This window comes from Serinicoccus profundi, assembly GCF_008001015.1.
In the GTDB taxonomy this organism is placed as follows: Bacteria; Actinomycetota; Actinomycetes; order Actinomycetales; family Dermatophilaceae; genus Ornithinicoccus; species Ornithinicoccus profundi.
This window is the reverse complement of the sequence record NZ_CP042862.1, coordinates 2891164-2914304: the sequence shown is the minus strand read 5'-3', so window position 1 is coordinate 2914304 and position 23141 is coordinate 2891164. Positions and strand designations below refer to the sequence as shown.

At 71.2% G+C, this 23141-nt stretch carries 23 protein-coding genes and 4 tRNA genes; 13 read left to right on the top strand and 14 right to left on the bottom strand.

The window, feature by feature from the left end:
* Positions 1–2 precede the first annotated feature (2 nt).
* Complete coding sequence (locus FA582_RS13590) at positions 3–1151, top strand: P1 family peptidase (RefSeq protein ID WP_010149354.1); 1149 nt, start codon at positions 3–5, stop codon at positions 1149–1151.
* Here the strand turns inward: FA582_RS13590 and FA582_RS13585 are convergent.
* On the bottom strand, positions 1112–1711 hold the full coding sequence (locus FA582_RS13585) for a dihydrofolate reductase family protein (RefSeq protein ID WP_010149355.1): 600 nt from the start codon (positions 1709–1711) through the stop codon (positions 1112–1114). The genes FA582_RS13590 and FA582_RS13585 overlap by 40 nt on opposite strands.
* 76 nt (positions 1712–1787) lie before the next feature.
* Here FA582_RS13585 and FA582_RS13580 point away from each other — a divergent pair, with 76 nt between their 5' ends.
* Together FA582_RS13580 and purU are read left to right on the top strand one after the other, a co-directional pair.
* Complete coding sequence (locus tag FA582_RS13580) at positions 1788–2369, top strand: TetR/AcrR family transcriptional regulator (protein ID WP_010149356.1); 582 nt, start codon at positions 1788–1790, stop codon at positions 2367–2369.
* Positions 2370–2380: 11 nt separating this feature from the next.
* Complete coding sequence (purU, locus tag FA582_RS13575; RefSeq protein ID WP_010149357.1) at positions 2381–3265, top strand: formyltetrahydrofolate deformylase; 885 nt, start codon at positions 2381–2383, stop codon at positions 3263–3265.
* Positions 3266–3483: 218 nt separating this feature from the next.
* On the opposite strand, the gene FA582_RS13570 is transcribed toward purU, so the two are convergent.
* Positions 3484–4254, bottom strand: coding sequence for an SDR family NAD(P)-dependent oxidoreductase (locus tag FA582_RS13570; RefSeq protein ID WP_010149439.1), 771 nt, complete (start codon positions 4252–4254; stop codon positions 3484–3486).
* A gap of 176 nt (positions 4255–4430) precedes the next feature.
* Positions 4431–6062, bottom strand: a complete 1632-nt coding sequence (locus FA582_RS13565) for an AMP-binding protein (RefSeq protein WP_010149442.1) — start codon at positions 6060–6062, stop codon at positions 4431–4433.
* A 64-nt stretch (positions 6063–6126) separates the two neighbouring features.
* Here FA582_RS13565 and FA582_RS13560 point away from each other — a divergent pair, with 64 nt between their 5' ends.
* Together FA582_RS13560 and cutA are read left to right on the top strand one after the other, a co-directional pair.
* Entirely contained in the window at positions 6127–7449 is a 1323-nt protein-coding gene (locus FA582_RS13560) for an aminotransferase class III-fold pyridoxal phosphate-dependent enzyme (protein ID WP_010149443.1), read from the top strand.
* 24 nt (positions 7450–7473) lie between these two features.
* Positions 7474–7839 carry a divalent-cation tolerance protein CutA gene (gene cutA, locus FA582_RS13555; protein ID WP_010149444.1) on the top strand — a complete coding sequence of 122 codons (366 nt, stop codon included), beginning with the start codon at positions 7474–7476 and terminating at the stop codon, positions 7837–7839.
* A 10-nt stretch (positions 7840–7849) separates the two neighbouring features.
* On the opposite strand, the gene FA582_RS13550 is transcribed toward cutA, so the two are convergent.
* Positions 7850–7923: transfer RNA gene (locus FA582_RS13550), tRNA-Gly, on the bottom strand.
* Between the two features lie 79 nt (positions 7924–8002).
* On the opposite strand from FA582_RS13550, the gene dcd reads away from it, so the two are divergent.
* Positions 8003–8584 (top strand): dCTP deaminase, encoded by a 582-nt coding sequence (dcd, locus tag FA582_RS13545; protein ID WP_010149445.1) that lies wholly within the window; start codon positions 8003–8005, stop codon positions 8582–8584.
* 24 nt (positions 8585–8608) lie between these two features.
* Here dcd and FA582_RS13540 read toward each other — a convergent pair whose 3' ends face one another.
* The gene (locus tag FA582_RS13540; RefSeq protein WP_010149446.1) at positions 8609–10921 is read right to left on the bottom strand and encodes a heterodisulfide reductase-related iron-sulfur binding cluster; all 2313 of its coding nucleotides are present in this window, start codon (positions 10919–10921) and stop codon (positions 8609–8611) included.
* 137 nt (positions 10922–11058) lie between these two features.
* Here FA582_RS13540 and cysK point away from each other — a divergent pair, with 137 nt between their 5' ends.
* Together cysK and epsC are read left to right on the top strand one after the other, a co-directional pair.
* The gene (gene cysK, locus FA582_RS13535) at positions 11059–11994 is read left to right on the top strand and encodes a cysteine synthase A (RefSeq protein ID WP_010149447.1); all 936 of its coding nucleotides are present in this window, start codon (positions 11059–11061) and stop codon (positions 11992–11994) included.
* A 2-nt stretch (positions 11995–11996) separates the two neighbouring features.
* Positions 11997–12617 (top strand): serine O-acetyltransferase EpsC, encoded by a 621-nt coding sequence (gene epsC / locus FA582_RS13530; RefSeq protein WP_010149448.1) that lies wholly within the window; start codon positions 11997–11999, stop codon positions 12615–12617.
* Between the two features lie 99 nt (positions 12618–12716).
* On the opposite strand, the gene FA582_RS13525 is transcribed toward epsC, so the two are convergent.
* Positions 12717–13064, bottom strand: a complete 348-nt coding sequence (locus FA582_RS13525; RefSeq protein ID WP_010149449.1) for a YtxH domain-containing protein — start codon at positions 13062–13064, stop codon at positions 12717–12719.
* Between the two features lie 98 nt (positions 13065–13162).
* Positions 13163–13245, bottom strand: a tRNA-Ser gene (locus FA582_RS13520).
* A 209-nt stretch (positions 13246–13454) separates the two neighbouring features.
* Between FA582_RS13520 and FA582_RS13515 the strand changes: the two genes are divergently transcribed.
* Positions 13455–13658, top strand: a complete 204-nt coding sequence (locus FA582_RS13515) for a cold-shock protein (protein WP_010149450.1) — start codon at positions 13455–13457, stop codon at positions 13656–13658.
* On the opposite strand, the gene FA582_RS13510 is transcribed toward FA582_RS13515, so the two are convergent.
* Complete coding sequence (locus FA582_RS13510) at positions 13568–15391, bottom strand: LCP family glycopolymer transferase (RefSeq protein ID WP_147899843.1); 1824 nt, start codon at positions 15389–15391, stop codon at positions 13568–13570. The two genes, FA582_RS13515 and FA582_RS13510, sit on opposite strands and share 91 nt — an antisense overlap.
* Before the next feature lie 120 nt (positions 15392–15511).
* Between FA582_RS13510 and FA582_RS13505 the strand changes: the two genes are divergently transcribed.
* Positions 15512–15603: transfer RNA gene (locus FA582_RS13505), tRNA-Ser, on the top strand.
* Positions 15604–15675: 72 nt separating this feature from the next.
* Here FA582_RS13505 and FA582_RS13500 read toward each other — a convergent pair.
* Both FA582_RS13500 and FA582_RS13495 read right to left on the bottom strand, forming a co-directional pair.
* Positions 15676–15918, bottom strand: coding sequence for a hypothetical protein (locus FA582_RS13500; RefSeq protein WP_010149452.1), 243 nt, complete (start codon positions 15916–15918; stop codon positions 15676–15678).
* Positions 15915–17744 (bottom strand): phosphoenolpyruvate carboxykinase (GTP), encoded by a 1830-nt coding sequence (locus tag FA582_RS13495; RefSeq protein WP_010149453.1) that lies wholly within the window; start codon positions 17742–17744, stop codon positions 15915–15917. The genes FA582_RS13500 and FA582_RS13495 overlap by 4 nt, the downstream gene beginning before the upstream one ends.
* Positions 17745–17908: 164 nt before the next feature.
* On the opposite strand from FA582_RS13495, the gene FA582_RS13490 reads away from it, so the two are divergent.
* Positions 17909–18685: a sulfite exporter TauE/SafE family protein gene (locus FA582_RS13490; RefSeq protein WP_141567784.1), complete on the top strand. Its 777-nt coding sequence runs from the start codon at positions 17909–17911 to the stop codon at positions 18683–18685.
* An 85-nt stretch (positions 18686–18770) separates the two neighbouring features.
* Positions 18771–18843: transfer RNA gene (locus FA582_RS13485), tRNA-Arg, on the top strand.
* A gap of 68 nt (positions 18844–18911) precedes the next feature.
* Here the strand turns inward: FA582_RS13485 and FA582_RS13480 are convergent.
* Entirely contained in the window at positions 18912–19334 is a 423-nt protein-coding gene (locus FA582_RS13480) for an arsenate reductase ArsC (protein WP_010149455.1), read from the bottom strand.
* Between the two features lie 63 nt (positions 19335–19397).
* The gene (locus FA582_RS13475) at positions 19398–20096 is read right to left on the bottom strand and encodes an arsenate reductase/protein-tyrosine-phosphatase family protein (protein ID WP_010149456.1); all 699 of its coding nucleotides are present in this window, start codon (positions 20094–20096) and stop codon (positions 19398–19400) included.
* Positions 20097–20142: 46 nt separating this feature from the next.
* Between FA582_RS13475 and FA582_RS13470 the strand changes: the two genes are divergently transcribed.
* Positions 20143–20871 (top strand): arsenate reductase/protein-tyrosine-phosphatase family protein, encoded by a 729-nt coding sequence (locus FA582_RS13470; protein ID WP_010149457.1) that lies wholly within the window; start codon positions 20143–20145, stop codon positions 20869–20871.
* A gap of 62 nt (positions 20872–20933) precedes the next feature.
* Here the strand turns inward: FA582_RS13470 and FA582_RS13465 are convergent, their stop codons facing one another.
* Both FA582_RS13465 and FA582_RS13460 read right to left on the bottom strand, forming a co-directional pair.
* Positions 20934–21896 (bottom strand): 2-hydroxyacid dehydrogenase, encoded by a 963-nt coding sequence (locus FA582_RS13465; RefSeq protein WP_010149458.1) that lies wholly within the window; start codon positions 21894–21896, stop codon positions 20934–20936.
* Positions 21893–23092, bottom strand: coding sequence for a pyridoxal phosphate-dependent aminotransferase (locus tag FA582_RS13460; protein WP_010149460.1), 1200 nt, complete (start codon positions 23090–23092; stop codon positions 21893–21895). Before FA582_RS13460 ends, FA582_RS13465 begins: the two co-directional genes overlap by 4 nt.
* Positions 23093–23141 lie beyond the last annotated feature (49 nt).

Below are 23141 nucleotides of genomic sequence, written 5' to 3'. Positions count from 1 at the left end.
CCATGGAGCGCACCGCCGGCCTGACCAACTCCCTGCTCGACGTGCCCGGCCTGGCGGTCGGCCACCACCAGCGGGTCGGCGACGGCTACCTCACCGGCACCACCGTGGTCCGCTGCCCTCCGGAAGGTGCGGTCGCCGGTGCGGACGTCCGCGGCGGCGCCCCCGGCACCCGCGAGACCGACCTGCTCGACCCCCGCAACCTCGTCGAACGCGTCCACGCCGTCGTCCTCTCCGGCGGGTCCGCCTTCGGCCTCGCCGCCGCGGACGGCGTCATGCGCGAGCTGTATGCCGAGGGTCGCGGCTTCCCCATGGGTGGACCGGGCGAGGTGGTGCCGATCGTGCCGGCCGCGGTGTGCTTCGACCTCGGGCGGGGAGGGGACTTCGGGGCCTTCCCGGACGCCGGTTTCGGTGCGGCTGCGCTCGCGGCGGCGGGTGAGGCGGCGGGTGAGGCCGGGGAGTATCGCGCCGGCCAGGGCAACGCGGGTGACACCGGAGCCCGCAGCGTGGGCGTGGTCCCGCAGGGGAGCGTCGGCGCCGGGACCGGCACCCAGGTGGGTGGGCTGCGCGGCGGTGTGGGCACCGCCAGCGGGGTGCTGGCCGACGGCACGACGGTCGCGGCGCTCGTCGTCGTCAATGCGGTCGGGTCGGCCGTCGACCTCGCCACCGGTGAGCTGTGGGGCGCCCGGCACCTGGTCGCCGAGGACCTCGACGGGCTCGGGGACTGGCCGGCCGGTGTCGCGCCGCGACGGCCGGTGCCCTCGGAGCTGGAGGCCGCCCGGTCGGCCGCCGCAGAGGCCAACGCGCGCAGCTCGGTGCCGCGCTCGCTGGCGACGACCATCGGCGTGATCGCGACCGACGCCACCCTGGACCCGGCGCAGTGTGCCCGGCTCGCGACCAGCGGTCACGACGGCATGGCCCGGGCGGTCAACCCCATCCACACGATGTTCGACGGCGACAGCCTCTTCGGGCTCGCGACCTGCGGCCGGGAGCGACCGGACCCCGCCGCCTTCCACGCGATGCTGCATACCAGCGGAGAGGTGGTGACCCGCGCCATGGTGCGGGCGCTCCTGGCCGCGGAGAGCGTCACCACCCCGGCCGGCACCTGGCGCAGCTACCGCGACGCCTTCCCGTCCGCCACGGGGGTGCGGTAGGTCAGCAGGACCACGTCGCCCGGAAGGGTGGTGGCCTCGACCAGCCGCAGCGGCAGTCCGGTGCTCGAGCGGCTCGGGTCGACGAGGAGTGGCAGCCCGTCGCCCAGGAGCAAGGGGTTGACCTTGAGCTGCAGCTCGTCGATGTGGTCGATGAGCTGCCCGGCCAGGTCTGCGCCGCCGCAGAGCCAGATGTCGGCGCCGGGCTCGTCCTTGAGGGCGCGGATCTGAGGATCCAGGTCGCCGGACCACACGTCCACGGGTGTGTCGGGGCCGAGGTCGCGATGGGTGACGACGATCTCGCGGAGGTGGGGATAGGCACTGGTGAGTCCGGCGTCCCGGGCCGGCTCGAAGGTGCGGTAGCCCATGAGCACGGTGTCGAAGCGACGGGGGCTACCCGCGACCCCCAGGGCCTCGCGCAGGTGCGCCGGGCAGGTCTCCGGGTAGCGCTCGAAGAGGTCGGTCAGCGTCCCGGGATGGTGCGGGAAGGCGCCGGTGCCGCCGCCGGGGTCGGCGATGAAACCGTCGGCGGAGGTGGCGATGTAGTAGACGAGGTCACGCATGGATCTCCCATCAGAACGTCTGTAGTGGTTGGGGTGAATCTACAACACCCGTCCTGGTTGGGGGTAGGGTGCCGTCGTGGTCGCCAACCCCCAGCGTCGTCTCTCGGTCATCGACGCTGCCCTGACCGTCCTCGGCGACCGGGGTGGGCGGGGGCTGACCCACCGCGCGGTCGATGCTCACGCCGGACTGCCGGTGGGCACCGCGGCGAACTACTTCCCCAGCCGGGCGGGCCTCATGCTCGCCATGGCCGAGCGCGTCTTCAAGCTGCTGGCGCCCTCCCCGGAGGATCTGGCCGAGCCGGATGAAGCCCGGGGCGAGGCGTTCCCTCGTTATGTCGCGGCCGTCGTGCAGCGGCTCCTGGCTCGCCCGCACCTCGCGACCGCGCTCATCGAGCTCCGGTTGGCAGCGGCCCGGGACGACGCGGTGCGAGAGGTCATCGGGCCGTTCCTGCGGGCCGGGGTCGCCGCCGACGTCGACTTCCACCGCGACCGTGGGCTGCCAGGAGGCTCCGACCTCGTCCTGCTCGCCCACCACGCCGTCAACGGCATCCTGCTGGACCAGCTGACGGTGCCGCTGGATCCGGAGGCCGACCCCGTCGACCTGGCGCGCCGGATGGCGCAGCGACTCGCCGCCACCGCGGGACCGTCTGACGCGTAGACTGCGGCGCCGTGAGCACGCATACCGGCGCGACCGCCGAGACCGGTCGAGAGTTCGTCCTGACGCTGTCCTGCCCGGACCGTGCCGGGGTCGTGCACGCGGTGTCCGGGGCGATGCTCGAGCACGCGCTGACGATCACCGAGTCGCAGCAGTTCGCCGACCCGAGCACGGGGGAGTTCCACCTGCGGATGGAGGCGACCCGCGAGGGGGCGCCCGTCGCCGTCGAGGAGCTGCGCGCGGGGCTCGGCCCGGTCGCCGACGGCCTCGGCGGACAGTGGCAGGTGCACGACCGGGCGCAGCCGCACCGGCTTCTCGTCATGGTGAGCCGCATGGGCCACTGCCTCAACGACCTGCTCTTCCGCACCCGGACCGGCCAGCTGCCGGTCACCATCCCGGCCATCGTCTCCAACCACGAGGACTTCCGGGCCCTCGCTGAGTGGCACGACATCCCCTTCCACCACCTGCCGGTGACCCCCGACACCAAGGCGGACGCCGAGGCAGCGCTGCAGGAGGTCGTGCGCGAGCACGACGTCGACACGATCGCCCTGGCCCGTTACATGCAGGTGCTCTCCCCGCAGCTGTGCGCCGACTACTCGGGGCGCATCATCAACATCCACCACTCGTTGCTGCCCAGCTTCAAGGGCGCCAAGCCCTACACGCAGGCGCACGACCGCGGGGTCAAGGTCATCGGCGCGACCGCGCACTACGTCACCGCCGACCTCGACGAGGGGCCCATCATCGAGCAGGACTTCCGCCGGGTCGACCACCGGCTTACCCCGGCCCAGCTGGCTCAGCAGGGCCAGGAGGTCGAGGCCGCGGCCTTCTCCCGGGCAATCCGCTGGCACGCCGAGCACCGGGTGGTCCTGCGCGGCGGGCGCACCATCGTCTTCAGCTGAGACCCCCACCGAGCGCCGTAGATGGTCGCTGTGACCCCCACCGAGCGTCGCAGATGGTCGTCCTGAGACCGACCGGGCGTCGCAGATGGTCGCTGTGAGCCTCACGGGGCGTCGCAGATGGTCGCTGTGAGCCTCACGGGGCGTCGCAGATGGTCGCTGTGAGCCCCACCGAGCGTCGCAGGTGGTCGTCCTGAGACCGACCGGGCGTCGTGAATGGCTCAGGTGGGCGGCGTGAACCGTCCGTCGATCGCCGTCCATCCGCCGTCGACCATCACCTGGCTCCCGGTGACAAAGCTGGCGGCGTCGGAGGCCAGCCAGCACACGGCGCCGACCATCTCCTCGGGTCGCGCCCACCTGCCCAACGCGGCCTTCTGCGCATACGCCCGATCCCACTGCTCGTCGTCGCGGATCTGCTGAGTGAGTGGCGTCTCCACGACGCCCGGCGCGACGGCGTTGATCCGCACACCGGCCGGTCCGAGCTCGGCCGACCACGTGCGGACGAGCTGCATGACGCCGGCCTTCGTGGCGGCATACACCCCCTGACCAGGTTCGACCACGACCGCGCGGATCGAGGTGAGCGTGACGATCGACCCGCGTCCGCGCTCGACCATCGCGGGCGCGAAAGCGCGCACGGCGGAGAACGTGCCGCGCAGGTTGAGGTCGACCACCCGGTCGAACTCCTCGGCGGTGTAGTCCAGCAGCCGCTTGCGGACGTTCATCGCCGCGGTGAGCACCAGCACGTCGACGTCGCCGAGGTCGCCGGCACGCGACTCCAGGTCGCCCGGGTCGAGGACGTCCACGGGGTATGCCGCCCCTCCCGGCGCCCGCTCGAGCGCCGCTTGGGCGACCGTCAGGTCCTTGTCGAGGCAGGTCACACGCGCGCCTTGGGCGGCCAGGCCCGCGACGATCTCCGCGCCGATCCCGCCGCACCCGACCACCACGGCGTGCTGACCGTCGAGGCGGAACATCTGTGAGTAGTCCAGGCTCATCCCCCGATCCTGCCAGCAACCATGTGCGGCGCTCGGTGGGGGTGAGGGCGACCATGTGCGGCGCTCGGTGGGGGTGAGGGCGACCATCTGCGGCGCTCGGTGGGTCAGGGGTGGGTCGGGTCAGGGGTCGGGTCAGGGTGGGTCAGGGGTGGGAGGAGGGTCAGGGCGGGGTGGTGTCAGGGGTGGCGGAGGAGCTCCTCGCCGCGCTCGCGCAGCTCCACCTTGCGGACCTTGCCGGTGACAGTCATGGGGAACTCCTCGATGACCTGCACGTGCCGCGGGATCTTGTAGTGCGCCAGCGAGCCCGTGCAGAAGTCCTTGACGGCCTCCGCGGTGAGCGGCTCGGCCCCCTCCCGCAGCCGCACCCACGCCATGAGCTCCTCGCCGTAGCGCTCGTCGGGCACCCCCACCACCTGGGCGTCCACGACGTCGGGGTGGGTGTAGAGGAACTCCTCCACCTCCCGCGGGTAGACATTCTCCCCGCCGCGGATGATGAGGTCCTTGATCCGGCCGGTGATCTCGACATACCCGTCCTCGTCCATGACCCCGATGTCACCGGTCGCCATCCAGCCGTCCTGCAGCACCTCGGCCGTCTTCTCCGGCTCATCCCAGTAGCCGAGCATGACCGAGTAACCCTTGGTGCAGAACTCGCCCGGCGTGCCGCGGGGGACGACCTCCCGCGTGGCGGGGTCGACGATCTGGATCTCCAGGTGGGGCATCACCCGGCCGACGGTGCCGACCTTGGCGTCGAAGGGGTCGTCCGGCGCGGTCTGGGTCGACACCGGCGAGGTCTCCGTCATGCCGTAGCAGATGGTCATCTCCTCCACCCCGGCGTCGATGAGCGTGCGCATGACCGAGGCCGGGCACAGCGAGCCGGCCATGATGCCGGTGCGGACCGAGGCGAGGTCCTCCAGCGAGACCTCGTCGCTGCGCTCGATGAGCTCGAGCTCGGCGATGAACATCGTCGGCACGCCGTAGAGCGACGTGCACTGCTCCTCGCGCACCGCCCGCAACGTCGCGGCGGGGTCGAAACCCGGGCCGGGGATGACCATGCAGGCCCCGTGGGTGGTCGCTGCGAGGTTGCCCATGACCATGCCGAAGCAGTGGTAGAACGGCACGGGTATGCAGATCACGTCGCGCTCGGTGTAGCGGCACCCCTCGCCCACGAAGTAGCCGTTGTTGAGGATGTTGCGGTGGGAGAGCGTGGCGCCCTTGGGGAAGCCGGTGGTGCCGGAGGTGTACTGGATGTTGATGGGCTGGTCCGGGGTGAGGCTCGCCTGGAGCTCGGCCAACCGGCCGCGGCTGACCTGGTGCGCCCCGGCGAGCAGCTCGTCCCACCCCTCGTCGCCGATGACGACCACCTGCGCCAGCTCCGGGCAGTCCTCGCGCACCAGCGCCACGAGGTCGGGATAGCTCGTGCCCTTGAACTCGCGGGCGACGACGATCGTGCTCACCCCCGACTGCCGCAGGACGTAGCCCAGCTCGTGCGCGCGGTAGGCGGGGTTGATGGTCACCAGGATGGCGCCGATCTTGGCCGTCGCCAGCTGCACGAGGGTCCACTCAGCGCAGTTCGGCGCCCAGATGCCGACCCGGTCGCCGGTGCCCACCCCGGAGGCGACGAACGCCCGGGCCAGCAGGTCGACGTCGGCGACGAGCTCGGCATACGTCCACCGTCGGCCGGTCGCGACCTCGACCAAGGCCTCCCGGGTGGCGTGCTCCGCCGCGGTCTCGTCGAGGTTGTCCCCGATGGTCTGCTCCAGCAGCGGGGGGTGGTCCGCCCCGGTGGTGTGCGCCAGCGCCTCAGCCATGCCCCCATCCTGCCGTCCGCACGCCGCGGGCACCAGAGGGCACGGCTCGCCTAGAGTCGCGACCATGACGATGACACCGGACCCCGCGCGCGACGCCCGCATCCGGGAGCTGTCCCGCGCCCACGTGATGACGTCCTGGTCGGCCCAGCAGGCGATCGACCCGCTGCCGCTGGCCGGGGGAGAGGGCGCCTACTTCTGGGACTACCAGGGCCGGCGCTTCCTCGACTTCTCCTCCCAGCTCGTCAATGTCAACATCGGCTACCAGCACCCGAGACTGTCGGCCGCGATCGCCCGGGCCGCCGAGCGGCTGACCACGGTCGCGCCCGCCTTCGCCGAGGAGAGCCGCGCCGAGGCCGCCGCACTCATCGCGGGACTCGCGCCGGAGGGCATGAGCAAAATCTTCTTCACCAACGGTGGCGCGGAGGCCAACGAGAACGCCCTGCGGATGGCCCGCGCGCACACCGGTCGGCACAAGATCCTCGCGTCCTACCGCAGTTACCACGGCGCCACGGCCGGGGCGATCACGCTCACCGGCGAGGCGCGCCGGTGGGGCGGCGAGCCGGGTATGCCCGGGGTCGTCCACTTCTGGGGCCCGCACCTGTTCCGCAGCGAGTTCCACGCCACCACGCCGGAGGAGGAGAGCGAGCGCGCCCTGCTGCACCTGCGGCACACCGTCGAGGCCGAGGGGCCCGGCCAGGTCGCCGCGATCATCCTGGAGACCGTGGTGGGCTCCAACGGCATCCTCGTGCCGCCGCCGGGCTACCTCGAAGGGGTGCGCGCCCTCTGCGACGAGTTCGGGATGCTGCTCATCCTCGATGAGGTCATGGCCGGCTTCGGCCGCACCGGCGCGTGGTTCGCGCTCGACCACTGGGGGGTGCGGCCTGACCTCATCACCTTCGCCAAGGGCGTCAACTCCGGGTACGTCCCGCTCGGCGGCGTCATCATCGGCGACCCGGTGGCGGCGACCTTCGACGAGCGGCCCTTCCCCGGCGGGCTGACCTACTCGGGTCACGCGCTGGCCACGGCGTCGGCGGTGGCGGCCATCAAGATCATGCGCGAGGAGGGAATCGTGGAGCACGCCGCGCAGGTCGGCGAGCACAGTCTCGGGCCCGCCGCGACCGCGCTCATGGGGACGAACCCGCTGGTGGGCGATGTGCGCGGGCTCGGGGTCTTCTGGGTGGTCGAGCTCGTCGCAGATCAGGCCTCGCGCGAACCTGCCTCCGGTGAGACGATGAAGGCGGTGCAGGCAGGATGCCTGGAGCGGGGGATGTGGCCCCTGGTCGTAGCCAACCGTGTGCACCTGGTGCCGCCGTGCGTGATCACCGACGAGGACGCCTCCCGTGGCGTGGCGATCCTCGGCGACGCCCTGGCGGACGTGACACCGTGACCGCTCGAGCAGGAAGCAGGGGACATGAACGATCTCTCGGAGCTCGTGGAGGCCCGCGTCAGCGTGCCCACGATGGAGTCCGCCAGACACATCGCTGAAGAGCTCGTCGCGCGCAAGGTCGCCGCGTGCGTGCAGATCCTCGGGCCGATGACCTCGATCTACAGCTGGAGCGGGCAGGTCCACGAGAGCAAGGAGTGGCTGCTCCTCGTCAAGACCACACGCGCCGGCTTCACACCGGTCTGCGAGGTGGTGCAGTCGCTGCACGCCTACGAGGTGCCGGAGATCATGGCCGTGCCGGTGGTGGACGCCCTGGAGGCGTATGCCGGGTGGGTGAGCGACCAGCTGCGCGGATCACAGCGGCCGGGCCCCCCGAGCCGCCTCGGTCAGTGACCGGACGGGATGGAGCGGGCGACGAGAATCGAACTCGCGTATTCAGCTTGGGAAGCTGATGTTCTACCATTGAACTACGCCCGCGACGCCTCGAACTGAGGCGAGAGCCATGATAACCATCGCGGGTGGCCCCCACCAAAGTCACCCCCGTTAGTGTGTCACCGTGCTGCTCTCAGACCGCGACATCCTCGCCTCGATCGACGCCGGGCGGGTCCGGCTAGACCCGTGGGATCCCCAGATGGTCCAGCCCTCCAGCGTCGACATCCGGCTCGACCGCTACTTCCGGTTGTTCGACAACCACAAGTACCCCGTCATCGACCCGGCGCAGGAGCAGCCCGACCTGACCCGGCTCGTCGAGGTCGAGGCGGGGGAGAGCTTCGTGCTGCACCCCGGGGAGTTCGTGCTGGGGTCGACGTATGAAGAGGTCAGCCTGCCCGACGACATCGCCGCCCGGGTGGAGGGCAAGTCCTCGCTGGGGCGGCTCGGGCTGCTCACGCACGCGACGGCCGGCTTCGTCGACCCGGGCTTCACCGGTCACGTGACGCTGGAGCTGTCCAACGTCGCGACCCTGCCGATCGTGCTGCACCCGGGGATGAAGATCGGCCAGCTCTGCTTCTTCCGTCTGAGCTCGGCGTCCGACCACCCCTACGGCAGCTCGCAGAAGGGCAGCCACTACCAGGGGCAGCGCGGCCCCACGGCCAGCCGCTCCTGGTCCAACTTCCACCGCAGCGACGTCGCCCGCTGACCCTGGCGGGCGCAGCGCCCCGGCTCAGTCCTCGGTGCTGGGCGCGGGCTCGGCCGGCTGGTCACCCCGGCGCACGGCGGCGAGCAGCATCTGGGCGACATCGACGACCTCGACCTCCTCGCGGGCGCCCTCGGCCTGCTTCTGGGTGAGCCCGTCGGAGAGCATGACCCGGCAGAAGGGGCAGCCGATGGCGATCCGGTCGGCGCCGGTGGCCAGCGCCTCCTCGGTGCGGTTGAGGTTGATCCGGGTGCCGAGCTTCTCCTCCATCCACATGCGCGCGCCGCCGGCGCCGCAGCAGAACGACTTCTCCGCGTGCCGCGGCATCTCGGTGAGCTGCACCCCCGGCAGCGCGCCGATGAGCTCGCGCGGCGGGGCATACACCTGGTTGTGCCGGCCGAGGTAGCACGGGTCGTGGTAGGTCACCGACTCCGCCGTGGACGCGGCCCCAGAGCTGTCGGCGGCGTCGGGACGGGAGACCGGCGTCAGCCGCTTCTCGCGCACGAGGCGGTTGAGCAGCTGGGTGTGGTGGACGACCTCGAACTGCCCCCCGACCTGGGGGTACTCGTTCTTCAGCGTGTTGAAGCAGTGGGCGCAGGTGACGACGATCTTGCTCGCGCCCGCCTCGTTGAGGACCTCGACGTTCTGCATCGCGAGCATCTGGAAGAGGAACTCGTTGCCGCTGCGGCGGGCCGGGTCACCGGTGCAGCTCTCGCCGTCGCCGAGCACCGCGAAGCTCACCCCGGCGGTATGCAGCAGCTCGGCGACCGCCCGCGTCGTCTTCTTGGCGCGGTCCTCGAAGGCGCCGGCGCACCCGACCCAGAAGAGGTAGTCCATCTCCGCCAGGCTCTCGAGGTCCTCGCCGACGATCGGCACGTCGAAGTCGAGATCCTTGGCCCAGTCCATCCGCAGCCGGGCGTTCATGCCCCACGGGTTGCCCTTGTTCTCGAGGTTCTTGAAGAGCCCGCCGAGCTCGGAGGGAAAGGCTGACTCGATGAGGTTCTGGTAGCGCCGCATGTCGACGATCGCGTCGACGTGCTCGATGTCGACCGGGCACTGCTCGACGCACGCGCCGCACGTGGTGCAGGACCACAGCACCTCGGGGTCGATGATGCCGCCCCCGTCGGGGACCGTCGGGTCGCCCTCGGTCTCCCCGACGAGGGGCCGCTGGGCGGCGAGCACCGCGGTGGTGGGGATGCCGTGGAACTCCTCCGGGAGGCCCTCGGCGCCCGGCCCGCCGGCGGCCTCCAGCGCCTTCGCGGCCGCCTCCCGGTGCTCCTCGCCGGCCTGCAGCCACGGGGCGATGGCGTGGTGCTGGTCGCGGAGGTTCTTGATGAGCATCTTGGGCGAGAGCGGCTTGTCGGTGTGCCACGCCGGGCACTGCTCCTGGCAGCGACCGCACTCGGTGCAGGTGGAGAAGTCGAGCAGGCCCTTCCAGGTGAAGTCCTCGACCTTGCCGACGCCGAGGGCGGCGTCCTCGGGCAGCTCCTCGATGTTCTCGAAGTCGACGGGCTCACCGGCGACGGTGATGGGCTGCACGGCGCCCAGCGACGTGGCGCCGTCGGGGTGACGCTTGAACCAGATGTTGAAGAAGGCGAGGAAGCGGTGCCAGGCCACACCCATCGTCGGGGTGCGGGCGATGATGATCATCCAGGCCATCGAGATGAGGATCTTCACCAGGGCGACGCCGATGATCCACCCCTCGAGCGTGGCGGCGGAGGCACCGGCCAGGAGGCCGCCCAGCCAGGCGGTGAGCGGGAAGTGCAGGGCGCTCGCCCAGGCCTCGCCGGTGGCCCGGCCGAGGGCATACTCCAGCGCGCGCAGCGCGACGATGGCCAGGCCCACGCCGAGGATGACGAACTCCACGACATACGCCTGCCAGAAGGTCGAGCCCCAGAAGCGTGACCGGCGCCCCATGCCGCGCGGGTGCTGCCGCTGCCGGACGACGATGAGGGCGATGATGCCGACGACCGCACCCCAGCCGAAGAGCTCGGTGAGCCACTCGTAGGGCCAGAAGTGCCCGATGAGCGGCAGGACGAAGTGGGGGTCGACCACCTGGCCGTAGGCGGTGACCAGGGTGAGGAAGAGCAGCCCGAAGGAGACCATGACCACCCAGTGGGCGACGGCGACCCACGGCTTGCGCGCCATGCGGGTATGCCCCACCACCTCGCGCAGCAGCGTGGTCGTGCGGGCGCCCGGCTCGTCGGTCCGCCGCTCGGGCTGCCCCAGCCGGAACTGCGCGACGAAGCCGGCGATGGTCCGGACGAAGAGGGCGACCGCGGCCAAGGTCACCAGGCCCGCGACCACGATGGCGAGGACCTGCAGCACACCGAATGACATGACCGCAGCCTAATCGCCAGCACCGACGAGCCGCAGGGCCAGGCGCGCGAGCCGGGCACAAGGGAATAACGTGGTGTTGAGTGATGTATAACTTGCCGAGAGCATCACCTCGCTGACCCTGCTACGAAAGGCTCCTCGTGCGCGTCCACGACGACATCACCCAGGCCATCGGCGGCACGCCGCTGGTCCGCCTCAACCGCCTGGCCGACGGCATCGCCGACGGCGCCCAGATCCTGCTCAAGCTGGAGTCGCAGAACCCGGCTGCCTCGGTCAAGGACCGCATCGGTGCCTCGATCATCGACGCCGCCGTCGAGGCTGGCGAGCTGCAGCCCGGCGGCACCATCGTCGAGGGCACCTCCGGCAACACCGGCATCGCCCTGGCGATGGTCGGTGCCGCGCGCGGCTACAAGGTCGTCCTCGCGATGCCGGAGACGATGAGCCTGGAGCGCCGCGCGCTCCTGCGCGCCTACGGTGCCGAGCTCGTGCTCACCCCCGGCTCGGAGGGCATGAAGGGCGCCGTCGCCAAGGCCGACGAGATCGCCGAGGAGCGCGGCGCCGTGCGCGCGCGCCAGTTCGCCAACCCGGCCAACATCAAGGTGCACTACGAGACCACCGGCCCGGAGATCTGGGCGGACACCGACGGCGAGGTCGACATCTTCGTCGCCGGCGTCGGCACCGGTGGCACCATCACCGGCGCCGGCCGCTATCTGCGCGAGCAGAAGCCCGACGTCGGCCTGGTCGTCGTCGAGCCCGCCGACAGCCCCATCCTCACCGGCGGCCAGCCCGGCCCGCACAAGATCCAGGGCCTCGGCGCCAACTTCGTGCCGGAGATCCTCGACACCGAGCTCTACGACGAGGTCGTCGACGTCAAGCTCGACGACGCGCTGCGTGTCGCGCGGGCCCTGGCCACCGAGGAGGGTGTCCTCGCGGGCATCTCCTCCGGCGCCAACGTCTGGGGTGCCCTCGAGGTCGCCAAGCGTCCGGAGAGCGCCGGCAAGACGATCGTCGTCGTCATCCCGTCCTTCGGCGAGCGCTACCTGTCCACCGTGCTCTTCGAGGACCTGAGGGACTGATCATGGCTGCTGCCACTCACCGGTCGCGGCAGGCCGTCGGCCTGCTGCGCCGCGCGGTGGCCGGGGTCCGCGCGGACCTCGACGCGGCGATCGCCCGGGACCCTGCCACGGACAGCCGACTCGAGATGGCTCTGGCCTCGCCAGGTCTGCACGCGCTGTGGGTCCACCGGGCCTCGCACGCGCTGTGGACGTCCGGGGCCAAGCTGCCCGCCCGCCTGCTCTCGCAGGCCAGCCGCGCGGCGACCGGGATCGAGATCCACCCCGGCGCCACCATCGGCGCGCGCTTCTTCGTCGACCACGGCATGGGTGTGGTCATCGGGGAGACGGCCGAGGTCGGCGATGACGTCATGCTCTACCACGGGGTCACCCTCGGCGGCCGGTCGATGGACCCCACGATCAAGCGGCACCCGACCCTGGGCGACGGGGTGACCGTGGGTGCCGGTGCCAAGATCCTCGGCGACATCACCATCGGCCACGGCGCGCAGGTGGGTGCCAACGCGGTGGTCACCAAGGACGTCCCGGCCATGGCCGTGGCCACGGGCATCCCGGCGTCGATCCGGCGGCCCGAGCCCGGGCTGGACCCCCAGCAGGCGCTCTACGACGACCCGGCGCTGTGGATCTAGACGTCACCCCGGCATACCCCTTCCTGCCGGGGTGACCCAGGTATGACGAAGGCCCACCTCCTGAGCAGGAGGTGGGCCTTCGTCACGGCTGGGGCCGGGTCAGGGAAGCTTCTCCCCGCCCGGGCCGAAGCCGGTGGTGTCGATGGTGGCCTCGCCGGAGCCGTCGAGAGTGCCGGTGGCGTTCTCGTAGGACCCGTCGCGGTCGGTGGCCTCGTGGCCGGTGACCTTGGACTTCACGCCGTCCGCGGTGACCTTGGCCTGCTCGCTGACCTTGGCGCTCAGCTCGGGGGCCTTGGCCTTGACCTGCTCGACGGTCTCCTGGACCTTCGGGCTGCTCCAGGCCTTGTTGGCCTGGTCGGCGATCTGGTCGTAACGCTCACGGCCGGCGCGGGCGCCGAGGACGTATCCGGCGGCGGCACCGACAAGCAGCATCAGCTTGTTGCGCATGTTGACTCCTTCATCGTGGATCTGTGGTTCGCCCTCGACCATATCGCGGTCGTGGCGGTGCGTCCGCCGGGAGCGGCGGCAGCGCACGTGCGGGTGGGCGGAGGGTGTGGGATTCGAACCCACGGAGGTTTCCCTCGGGCGCTTTCAAGGCGCCTGCACTCGGCCGCTATGCGAACCCTCCAGGCCAGGTCGGGCCCGTCCGCGGGTCCCTGTCTGGCGTCGGCCCATCATCGCACGGGCCGCGGATGCCGCTCTCAGGCCCTGAGGCTGATAGCGTGGTGTCCTGGTTGGAGTTGTATCTTCTTGCGAGTGAGCTGGGGGGTTCACCAACAACTGCCTCTCGCGCCTGCGAGGGGTGCACTTGCACAGCACAGCAGAAATGAGAATGGCATGGCACAGGGAACCGTGAAGTGGTTCAACGCGGAGAAGGGCTTCGGCTTCATCGCTCAGGATGGCGGTGGCCCCGACGTCTTCGTCCACTACTCGGCCATCGAGACCAACGGCTACCGGACGCTCGAGGAGGCCCAGCGGGTCGAGTTCGAGGTCACGCAGAGCCCCAAGGGGCCGCAGGCGGACACCGTTCGCCCGGTCTGAGGTAGGCCGTTCCACGACCTTCCGCGAAGGCCCCCGTCACCAGCTTGTGACGGGGGCCTTCCGCATTCCCAGGGCGAGGCGCCCGGGCAGGGCGTGCGTGAGCGGGGGTGAGGCCGTCGTGCCGCCTGCTCAGTCGCAGACGGCCCCGACGTCCTCGAGCTCGTCGGTGGGCTCCTCGGTGGTGGCCGCCGCGTCGTCGCTGGGCGGCTCCGTCGTCGTCTCGGTGTCGTCGGGCTCGGGGGCAGCGGTGGCGCCGGTCTCCTCCGCAGGGGGGCTCGGGGGCCGGGGGCGGGGGGTTGAGGGCCTCGTAGACGAGGTAGCGGATCTGGGAGTAGTCGGGGTCCACCGTGTCGATGTTGGCGCCGGTGAACGGCAGGCTGCTCATCGTGCCGCCCTGCACCTCGAGGACGAGCGCCGCCCACTCGTCGAGGTCGTCCTGGGGCAGGTCGGTGAGCACGTTGTCGCCCACCGCGCTGATGATCTGGGGGGTAGCGCTGCAGCATCGTCATCGGGTTGACCTGGTCGACGACCGCCGCGACCATGCACCGCTGGCGCCGCATCCGGGAGAAGTCGTCGCTGGTCACCCGGGAGCGTGAGTAGGCCAGGGCCTGCGGGCCGTCGAGGCGTTGCGAGCCCGGCTCGAGCCACTCGTAGTCGGAGTTGGGGTCCAGCTGGAGGGTGCCGTTGGCGTCGGTGTAGGTGACGCCGCCGATCGGGATGCGCTCCTGCACGTTGACCAGGACGCCGCCCATGGCGTCGACGAGGTCGGCGAAACCCTTCATGTTGACGATGACCGTGTGGTGGATCGGTATGCCGAGGATCCCGGAGAGCACCTCGCGGGTCGCCGTCTGGCCCGGGTTGGGGTCGTCGGCATACCACTCGGGGTGCTCCTCGGCGGCGGCCTCCGCCTCGGTCCAGATGCTGTTCATCAGGCACTGGTCACCACAGTCGTAGACCGGGCCGTAGACCTCGTGGAGCGGGTTGTCGCGCGGGATGGGGATGTTCTGGAGGTTGCGCGGGATGGAGAAGAGCACGCTGTCGCCCGTGCGGGTGTCGATGCTCGCGACGATCATCGTGTCGGTGCGGGTGCCCTCGCGTGCCTCGGCGGCGTCCGAGCCCAGGAGCAGGACGTTGACCCTGGGCAGGTCCTTCCACGGGTCGTCCGGGTCCGAGCCGATGACCGAGGTGGGGGTCGCCTCGCTGCTGCCGCCACCGACCGTGCCGCCGGTGTCGAAGACCTTGTCGACGGCGTCGACGTGGGCGTCGATGTAGCGCACCCCGAGCAGCGCCGGCGCGGTCACGGCGAGACACAGCACCGCGGTGAGGGCGCTCAGGGCCGTCCGCTGCCCGGTGGTGGGCCGGCGGGGCGCCGCCGACAGGGCGGTGAGGGCGATGGCGGCGATCCACACCAGCGTGCCCAGCACGAGGAGCACGGCGATGGCCCGGAGGCGGCCGGTGTCGGCAGCGGTCTGCAGGGCCGTGGTGGTCAGCCCGTTGGTCAGCGCATAGCCGCCCACGACGACGACGGTGAGGACGGCGAGTCCCACGAGGACCGCGCCGAGCCGCCGGCGCGGGGTGCCCAGCAGCCCGGCCCCCGGCAGGAGCGCGCTGAGCGTCGTGAGCCCCGCCGCGCGCCCCACCCCCTCGCTGCCCGGCTGCTGCTCCGCGAGCCACTGCGACCGCGACTCGGGCGCGTCGGACCCGCGATCGGAGGAGCCACGGGAGTCGGTCATGCGGGCAGCCTTTCGGGTCGGAGCGGAACCATACTCTCTCTATCACCGCAGACTGGTCTGGGGCTGGGAGAGACCTGTTTGGTCGTGCCCCAGCATGGCAGGTAACCTGATCCACGCCGTGGAGGTGTCGCCTAGTCTGGTCTATGGCGCCCGCCTGCTAAGCGGGTTTCGGGTTTATAGCCCGATCGAGGGTTCAAATCCCTCCACCTCCGCCCCGGTCCCTGCGGACCGAGAAGAACCCCCGAGCCTGCTGGCCCGGGGGTTCTTCCGTCTGCGGGTGGCGCTCAGGAGACGTCCGGCTCCTCCTGGGGCGGGGTCTGCGGGTCGCTCTCGTCCTGCGTCGGCTCGTCCGGCTCCTCCTTGGACTCCTGCGCCTCCGCCACCTCCTCGGAGCCGGACTGCCGCACCTTCTGGTCCAGGGCGTCGACCGTCTCCTCGATGTCGTGCTCGCCCGGGGGGAGCGGCTCGTCGGCCAGCATGGGCTCGGAGCCCTCGGGGCGGGGCTCGGAGCCCGGGATGATGCTCATCGGTGCGCGACCTCCTGCAGTCGTTGCTCGAGGATGGCCAGCTCGTCCTCCATCGCCGCGGGCAGTGAGCCCGGGCTGAAGGCGGCGAACCACTCCTTGATCAAGGGAAGCTCAGCCTCCCACTCCGCGGCGTCGAACTCCAGCGCTGCCGCCACGTCCTCCACCGACAGGTCGAGCCCGGTGAGGTCGATGTCCTCGGGCAGCGGCTGGTAGCCGATGGGGGAGTCCTGGGCCTCCACCTCGCCCTCGAGCCGCTGGATCATCCAGGACAGGATGCGGGAGTTCTCCCCGAAGCCCGGCCACAGGAACGAGCCGTCCTGCGCCCGGCGGAACCAGTTGACGAGGAAGATCTGCGGCAGCTTGGTGGCATCGGCCTGCTTGCCGACCTCGAGCCAGTGGTCGAGGTAGTCGCCCGCGTTGTAGCCGATGAAGGGCAGCATGGCCATCGGGTCGCGCCGCACCACGCCGACCGCGCCCTTGGCGGCGGCGGTCGTCTCCGAGGAGAGGGTGCCGCCCATGAAGGTGCCGTGCTGCCAGTCCCGCGCCTGCGTCACCAGCGGCACCGTCGTCTTGCGCCGCCCGCCGAAGAGGATCGCCGAGATCGGCACGCCCTGGGGCTCGTGGTACTCCGGCGCCAGCGTCGGGCACTGGGTGATCGGGGTGCAGAACCGGCTGTTGGGATGCGCTGCCGCGCGCTCCGACCCGGGTGACCACGGCTGGCCGTGCCAGTCGGTCAGCTCGGCCGGCTCGTCCTCGGTCATCTCCTCCCACCAGACGCCGCCCTGCGGCGTGCGCGCGACGTTGGTGAAGATCGAGCCGCCCGCCTCGATGGTCTCCATCGCGACCGGGTTGGTGCGGGCGTTGGTGCCCGGAGCGACGCCGAACAACCCGAACTCGGGGTTGACGGCATACAACCGACCGTCCTGCCCGAAGCGCATCCAGGCGATGTCGTCACCGATGAGCTCGGCCTTCCACCCCGGGATCGTCGGGCGGATCATGGCCAGGTTGGTCTTGCCGCAGGCCGAGGGGAACGCGCCCGCGACGTAGTGCACGGCGCCGCCGGGCCCGGTGAGCTTGAGGATGAGCATGTGCTCGGCCATCCAGCCCTCGTCGCGGGCGATGGCGGAGGCGATGCGCAGGGCGTAGCACTTCTTGCCGAGCAGCGCGTTGCCGCCGTAGCCCGAGCCGTAGGACCAGATCGTCCGCTCCTCGGGGAAGTGCACGATGTACTTGTCCTCGTTGCACGGCCACGGCACGTCCTGCTCGCCCGGCTGCAGCGGGGCGCCGAGGGAGTGCAACCCCTTGACGTAGGGCGCCTCCAGCTCCTCCATCCGGGAGAGCACCGAGGAGCCGACGCGCGCCATGATGCGCATGGAGGCCACGACGTAGGGGCTGTCGGTGAGCTCGACGCCGAACTTCGGCTCCTCCGCCTCGAGGTGGCCCATGACGAAGGGGATGACATACATCGTCCGGCCCCGCATGGAGCCCTCGAAGCGCGGCCACAGCTCGGCCTTCATCTCCAGCGGCGCCATCCAGTTGTTGGTGTGCCCGCTGTCCTCCTCGCGGACCGAGCAGATGAAGGTCCGGTCCTCGACCCGGGCGACGTCGTCGGTGTCGGAGAGCGCGAGGTAGGAGTGCGGGATCTGGTCCTCGGCGAGCGGGCTGGCGGTGCCGGCGGCCACGAGGATCTCCTCGATGCGGCTCCGCTCCTCCGGCGATCCGTCGACCCAGACGATCTGGTCGGGTCGGGTGTGCGCAGCCACCTCCTCCACCCAGGCGTCCAGCTCGGCGTGGCGGGTGCCACCGGTCGTCGTGATGTCGGGCATCGGCGTCCTTCCCTGGCGTCGTTGCCAGTCGTGGGGCTGCCGGGGCTGCGTCGCCCCGTCGCGACCACGGTAGCGCCGGGAGGCGTGCGGGGCGGCCGGAGAACGGGGCGCCGCGGTGCCAGATTGGTCACAGTGACGGGCTGTCACAACATACCCCTGGGGGTATGTATGCTGGTGTCGTGATCGTTCTCGTGGCCGTCCTCGCCGTCCTCGTCGGTGTGTCCCTCGGCCTGCTCGGCGGCGGCGGGTCGATCCTCACCGTGCCGCTCCTGGTCTACGTGGCCGGGATGGACGCCAAGGAGGCGATCGCGACCTCGTTGCTCGTCGTCGGGGTCACGAGCGCCGTGGCCGCGGTCTCGCACGCCCGCGCCGGGCGGGTGCGGTGGCGCACGGGGGTGACCTTCGGCGCGTTCGCCATGGGCGGGGCGTATGCCGGGGGTCGGGTCGCGGAGTTCCTGCCCGGCACCCTCCTGCTCGTCGCGTTCGCCGTGATGATGCTCGCGACGGCCTGGGCGATGCTGCGCGGCGGCAGGGGTGGAGGGGAGCGGGGCGGCGGGGCGCACGACGGGCTGCCGTGGCTCCTGGTGCTGGCGGAGGGGCTCGTCGTGGGCTTCGTCACCGGCATCGTCGGGGCGGGAGGCGGCTTCCTCGTCGTGCCGGCGCTCGTGCTGCTCGGGGGGCTGTCGATGCCGGTCGCGATCGGGACGTCCCTGGTCGTCATCGCGATGAAGTCCGGCGCCGGACTGGCCGGCTACCTCTCGTCGGTGAGCATCGACTGGGTGACGGCCGGCGTCGTCACCATGGCGGCGGTGCTCGGCGCGCTCCTCGGCGGTCGCCTCGTCGCCAGGGTCCACCCCGACGCGCTGCGGCGGGGGTTCGGCTGGTTCGTCCTCGTCGTGGGCGTGCTGGTCCTGGGGCAGGAGCTCCTCGCCCTCGTCTGAGCGGCCCGGTGCCCAGGCCCCGGGTGGCGCGGCCAGGCGCGATTAGGAGGCTGCCGCGGCGATCCGTTAAAGTTGTCGTTCGTCAGCGCCCGTAGCTCAACGGATAGAGCATCTGACTACGGATCAGAAGGTTAGGGGTTCGAATCCCTTCGGGCGCGCTCTGTGTTGAGACAGATGGACGAAGGCCCCCGCCACGTGTGGCGGGGGCCTTCGGCATCTGCAGCGCTCAGGCGGGCTCGACCCCCAGCTCGCGGAGCATGGTCCTCACCCGCTGGCGGATGTCGTCGCGGATCGGGCGGACGGCGTCCACGCCCTGGCCGGCCGGGTCCGCGAGCTCCCAGTCCTCGTAGCGCTTCCCGGGGAAGATCGGGCAGGTGTCGCCGCAGCCCATCGTCACGACGACGTCGGAGGCCTCGACCGCCTCGGTCGTGAGGATCTTGGGCCGCTCGGCGGAGATGTCGATGCCCTCCTCGAGCATCGCGTCGCGCACGGCGGGGTTGATGCTGTCGGCGGGGGCGGACCCGGCCGAGCGCACCTCGACGGCGCCCCCGGACAGGTGGCGGGTGTAGGCCGCCGCCATCTGGGACCGGCCCGCGTTGTGCACGCAGACGTAGAGGACGGAGGGGCGGGTGGTCGACGACGTGGTCATCGCTTCTCCTCGTGGGTGGAAGGGTCGGACAGGGGTATGGCGGAGCAATAGGGGTGGATCGGCTCAGTCCAGGACCTGGCGCAGGAGGGTGGTGACGCGGCTCTGGATGTCGTCCCGGATCTCTCGGACGACCTGGATGGGTTGCCCGGCAGGGTCGGCGACGGGCCAGTCCTCGTAGCGCTTCCCGGGGAAGACCGGGCACGAGTCGCCGCACCCCATCGTGATGATGACGTCGGCGGCGTGCATGACCGAGTCGCTGAGCGGTTTGGGGTAGGCGACCCCCAGGTCGATCCCGCGCTCCGCCAGGGCCTGGACCACGACGGGGTTGATCTCGCCGGTGGGCGCCGAACCTGCGGACCGCACATGGACGCGGCGGGCCGAGAGGTGCTCGGTGAGTGCCGCCGCCATCTGTGACCGGCCGGCGTTGTGCACGCAGACGAAGAGGATCTCCGGCACCCCCTTGGCGACCGTGCCCTGCGCCTGGGCAGCGGCCATGAGCTGCTCCCGGGCCTGCCGGGCGACGAGGATCGGCAGGAAGGTGCGGATCGTCGAGGAAGGCTCGAGGAGTGCTCGTGCCTCGTCCACAGCGCGCGTGATGCTCTCCCTGGCGAAGACTCCGTCGTAGCGGTAGGAGAGGTCATCGACGATGGCGGCGTAGGGGTCCCTCTCGGCGGGGAGGTCGAGATGCGTGCGGTTGCTCATCGTGTGGTCTGCGTCGCCGTGGTGGCGAGGGCGGCGGGGCAGCGGCGGGGTCGGGGTCACGCGCCCATCTTGACGTCGCGCCGACACCTCAGTCAAACTTGAGTCAATGAACACTGAGCGAACGTCCGGGCGGGACGAGCTGGAACGGCGGGCCCGCCGCCACGCCGCGCTGGGCGACCCCTCCCGGCTGGCGGTGGTGGACCTGCTGGAGCTCGGCGACCTCTCCGTCGCCGAGCTGCGGGAGGCCCTGGCGCTGCCCTCCAACCTGCTCGCGCACCACCTCAACGTGCTCGAGGGTGCGGGGGTGGTCCGACGGCGTCGGTCCGAGGGGGACGGTCGGCGGACGTATGTCTCGCTCGTCGCGTCAGGCGGGGCGCCGGGACCGGCCCACGGGGTCGGATGGTCCGTCGACGGTGGCGGTGCCCGGGCGGCGGTGCCCGGAGCGGACCGGGTCGTCTTCGTCTGCACGGCCAACACGGCGCGCAGCCATCTCGCGGCGGCCCTGTGGCGCGCGGCCAGCGAGGTGTCGGCCGTCTCTGCGGGCACCCATCCGGAGGAGACCATCGCCCCGGGCGCGGTCGGGGCTGCGCGCCGGCACGGGCTGGACCTGCCCGAGGTGGCGCCCCGGCAGGTCGAGGGGCTCCTGCGGCCCGGGGACCTCGTGGTGACGGTGTGCGACCGGGCGCACGAGGAGTTCGCCGGCGACCTGCACTGGTCGGTGCCCGACCCGGTCCGTGTCGGCACCGAGGAGGCCTTCGACGCGGCCCACGACGCCCTCCGGCTGAAGGTCGGCGCCCTCGCTACCGCACTCGTCCCGGCCACATGTCCGGCCTGAGCGGCTCAGTCGCGCACGTGCGTGGCTGAGCCGGTCACGACCGGCGTGGCGTCGGCCTCGCGTCAGCGGATCGGCGTGGGCGGTTCCTCACCCGCGAGCACCGCGACGGCGTTGTCGGCGGCGAGGGTCGCCATCGCCGTCCGGGTCTCGATCGTCGCCGAGCCCAGGTGCGGCACGAGGACGGCGTTGTCGCGGGTCAGGAGGTCGGGATGAACGTCCGGCTCCTCCTCGAAGACGTCCAGGCCGGCCCCGGCGATCTGGCCGGTGCGCAGAGCCTCGGCGAGCGCCGCCTCGTCGATCACCGGGCCGCGGGCGGTGTTGATGACGTAGGAGGTCGGCTTCATCGCCGCGAACTCCTGCTCGCCCAGCAGGTGGTGCGTCGCGGGGGAGTAGGGGCAGTGGAGCGACAGCACGTCGGACTCGGCGATGAGGGTGTCGAGGTCGACCCGGTGCGCGCCCAGCTCGAGCTCGAGGTCGCGGGGCGCCTGGGAGCGGGAGGAGTAGATGACGTTCATCCCGAAGGCCCGGGCCCGCCGCGCGGTGGCCGCGCCGATCCCCCCGAGCCCGACGACGCCGAGGGTCTTGCGCTGCAGCCCCGAGCCGAGGAGGTAGAACATGCCCCACTGCCACGGGGTGCCCGAGCGGATGACCCGCTCGCCCTCACCGAGACGGCGCGTCGCCATGAGGATGAGGCCCATGGCGATGTCCGCCGTCGCCTCGGTGAGCACCCCGGGGGTGTTCGTCGCCACGATGCCGCGCTCACGGCATACCTCGACGTCGACGTTGTTGTAGCCCACCGCGACGTTGGCGACGACCTGGAGCTGCTCGCCCGCGGCGTCGAGCAGCTCGGCGTCGACCTTCTCGGTGAGCAGGGTGAGCAGCGCGTCGGCGCCCCCCACCTGCTCGAGCAGCTGGTCGCGCGGCTGCTGGTCCTCGCTGTCCCAGACGTCGACCTCGTGGCCCGCGCGGCGCAGGATGTCGAGCCCGGGCTTGGGAATACGACCGGTGACGACGACCCGGCTCACGCGTGGCTCCCGACCCAGTCGCGCAGCCCGCCGAGGCCGCGGCGGATCTTCTCCTCCGACAGCCCGGAGTAGGCGAACCGGATGTAGCTGCGGTCCTCACCCTCCTGCGGTCGGCCGAAGTGGTTGCGCGTGCAGAAGCTCACGCCGGTGGCGTGCAGGGCCTGCTCGGCGAAGTCGGCCAGGCCCGTGGCGCCGACGAGCTGGATCGCCTCGGTGACGTCCGGGAAGAGGTAGAACGTCGAGCGCGGCGTCTCCACCGACATCCCCGGCGTGGCGTTGACGAGCTCGCACGCCGCGTCGCGCCGCCCCCTGAGGGTGTCGAGCATGTCGGCGACGGGCTGCTGGGTGCCGGTGAGCGCGGCGATCCCCGCCCACTGCACGTAGTGCGTCGTGCAGGACTCGTCGTTGGTGTTCATGGTCGAGAAGACCTTACCGAGCTCCTGCGGCGCGACCGCGCACCCCAGGCGGGAGCCGGTCATCGCGAACTTCTTGGAGAAGGTGTAGAGGATGCAGGTGCGCTCGCGCATGCCGGGCAGGCTGGCGATCGAGGTGGACCCGCCCTCGTAGCGCATCTCGAAGTAGGCCTCGTCGGAGAGGACCCAGAGGTCGTGCTCGATGGCCAGCTGCGCGATCGCCTCCCGCTCGGCGTCGGTCGACTCGGCCGAGATGGGGTTCTGCAGGTCGTTGTAGATGATCGCGACGGTCTTGTCGGTGATGAGGTCGCGCACCTGGTCCAGGTCGATCCGGAAGCCGTCGTCGGTCGGGAGGTAGCGGTAGGCGCGCCCCACCCCGCCGAGGTACTCGATCTGGCTCTCGTAGATCGGGAAGCCGGGGTTGGGGTAGAGCACCTCATCGCCGGGGTTCATCACGGCCTGAAGGAACTTCGTGATCACCGGCTTCCCGCCGGTCATGACGGTCACCTCGTCCGGGCCGAACGTCATACCCCGCCTCGAGCCGATATCGTCGGCCAGCGCCGACCGCAGCTCAGGTATGCCGGGACCCGGGCAGTAGCCGGTCCTGCCGTCCGCGATGGCGGCGTTCATGGCCTCGACGATGTGGTCCGCGAGCGGGAAGTCCAGGTCACCCAGGTGGAAGGGAAAGACCTCGTGGCCCTGGGACTTCCAGTCTGCGGCGGCCGCCGCCACCGCGAAGGCCGTCTCGGTGCCGAGGTTGTCGAGCCTGGTGGCCAGCTTCATACCCACGTCCTTGTATGTGTGTCGAGCGACGGAACGCCACCACGGTATC

Coding starts and splice junctions, on each gene's coding strand:
- FA582_RS13590 (WP_010149354.1), top strand. CDS start 3: ATGGAGCGCACCGCCGGCCTGACCAACTCCCTGCTCGACGTGCCCGGC.
- FA582_RS13510 (WP_147899843.1), bottom strand. CDS start 15,391: ATGACCGACTCCCGTGGCTCCTCCGATCGCGGGTCCGACGCGCCCGAG.
- FA582_RS13565 (WP_010149442.1), bottom strand. CDS start 6,062: ATGGCTGAGGCGCTGGCGCACACCACCGGGGCGGACCACCCCCCGCTG.
- FA582_RS13515 (WP_010149450.1), top strand. CDS start 13,455: ATGGCACAGGGAACCGTGAAGTGGTTCAACGCGGAGAAGGGCTTCGGC.
- FA582_RS13570 (WP_010149439.1), bottom strand. CDS start 4,254: ATGAGCCTGGACTACTCACAGATGTTCCGCCTCGACGGTCAGCACGCC.
- FA582_RS13540 (WP_010149446.1), bottom strand. CDS start 10,921: ATGTCATTCGGTGTGCTGCAGGTCCTCGCCATCGTGGTCGCGGGCCTG.
- FA582_RS13495 (WP_010149453.1), bottom strand. CDS start 17,744: ATGCCCGACATCACGACGACCGGTGGCACCCGCCACGCCGAGCTGGAC.
- FA582_RS13585 (WP_010149355.1), bottom strand. CDS start 1,711: ATGCGTGACCTCGTCTACTACATCGCCACCTCCGCCGACGGTTTCATC.
- FA582_RS13470 (WP_010149457.1), top strand. CDS start 20,143: ATGAACACTGAGCGAACGTCCGGGCGGGACGAGCTGGAACGGCGGGCC.
- FA582_RS13460 (WP_010149460.1), bottom strand. CDS start 23,092: ATGAAGCTGGCCACCAGGCTCGACAACCTCGGCACCGAGACGGCCTTC.
- cutA (WP_010149444.1), top strand. CDS start 7,474: ATGAACGATCTCTCGGAGCTCGTGGAGGCCCGCGTCAGCGTGCCCACG.
- FA582_RS13500 (WP_010149452.1), bottom strand. CDS start 15,918: ATGAGCATCATCCCGGGCTCCGAGCCCCGCCCCGAGGGCTCCGAGCCC.
- FA582_RS13490 (WP_141567784.1), top strand. CDS start 17,909: ATGTATGCTGGTGTCGTGATCGTTCTCGTGGCCGTCCTCGCCGTCCTC.
- FA582_RS13480 (WP_010149455.1), bottom strand. CDS start 19,334: ATGACCACGTCGTCGACCACCCGCCCCTCCGTCCTCTACGTCTGCGTG.
- epsC (WP_010149448.1), top strand. CDS start 11,997: ATGGCTGCTGCCACTCACCGGTCGCGGCAGGCCGTCGGCCTGCTGCGC.
- FA582_RS13560 (WP_010149443.1), top strand. CDS start 6,127: ATGACGATGACACCGGACCCCGCGCGCGACGCCCGCATCCGGGAGCTG.
- FA582_RS13525 (WP_010149449.1), bottom strand. CDS start 13,064: ATGCGCAACAAGCTGATGCTGCTTGTCGGTGCCGCCGCCGGATACGTC.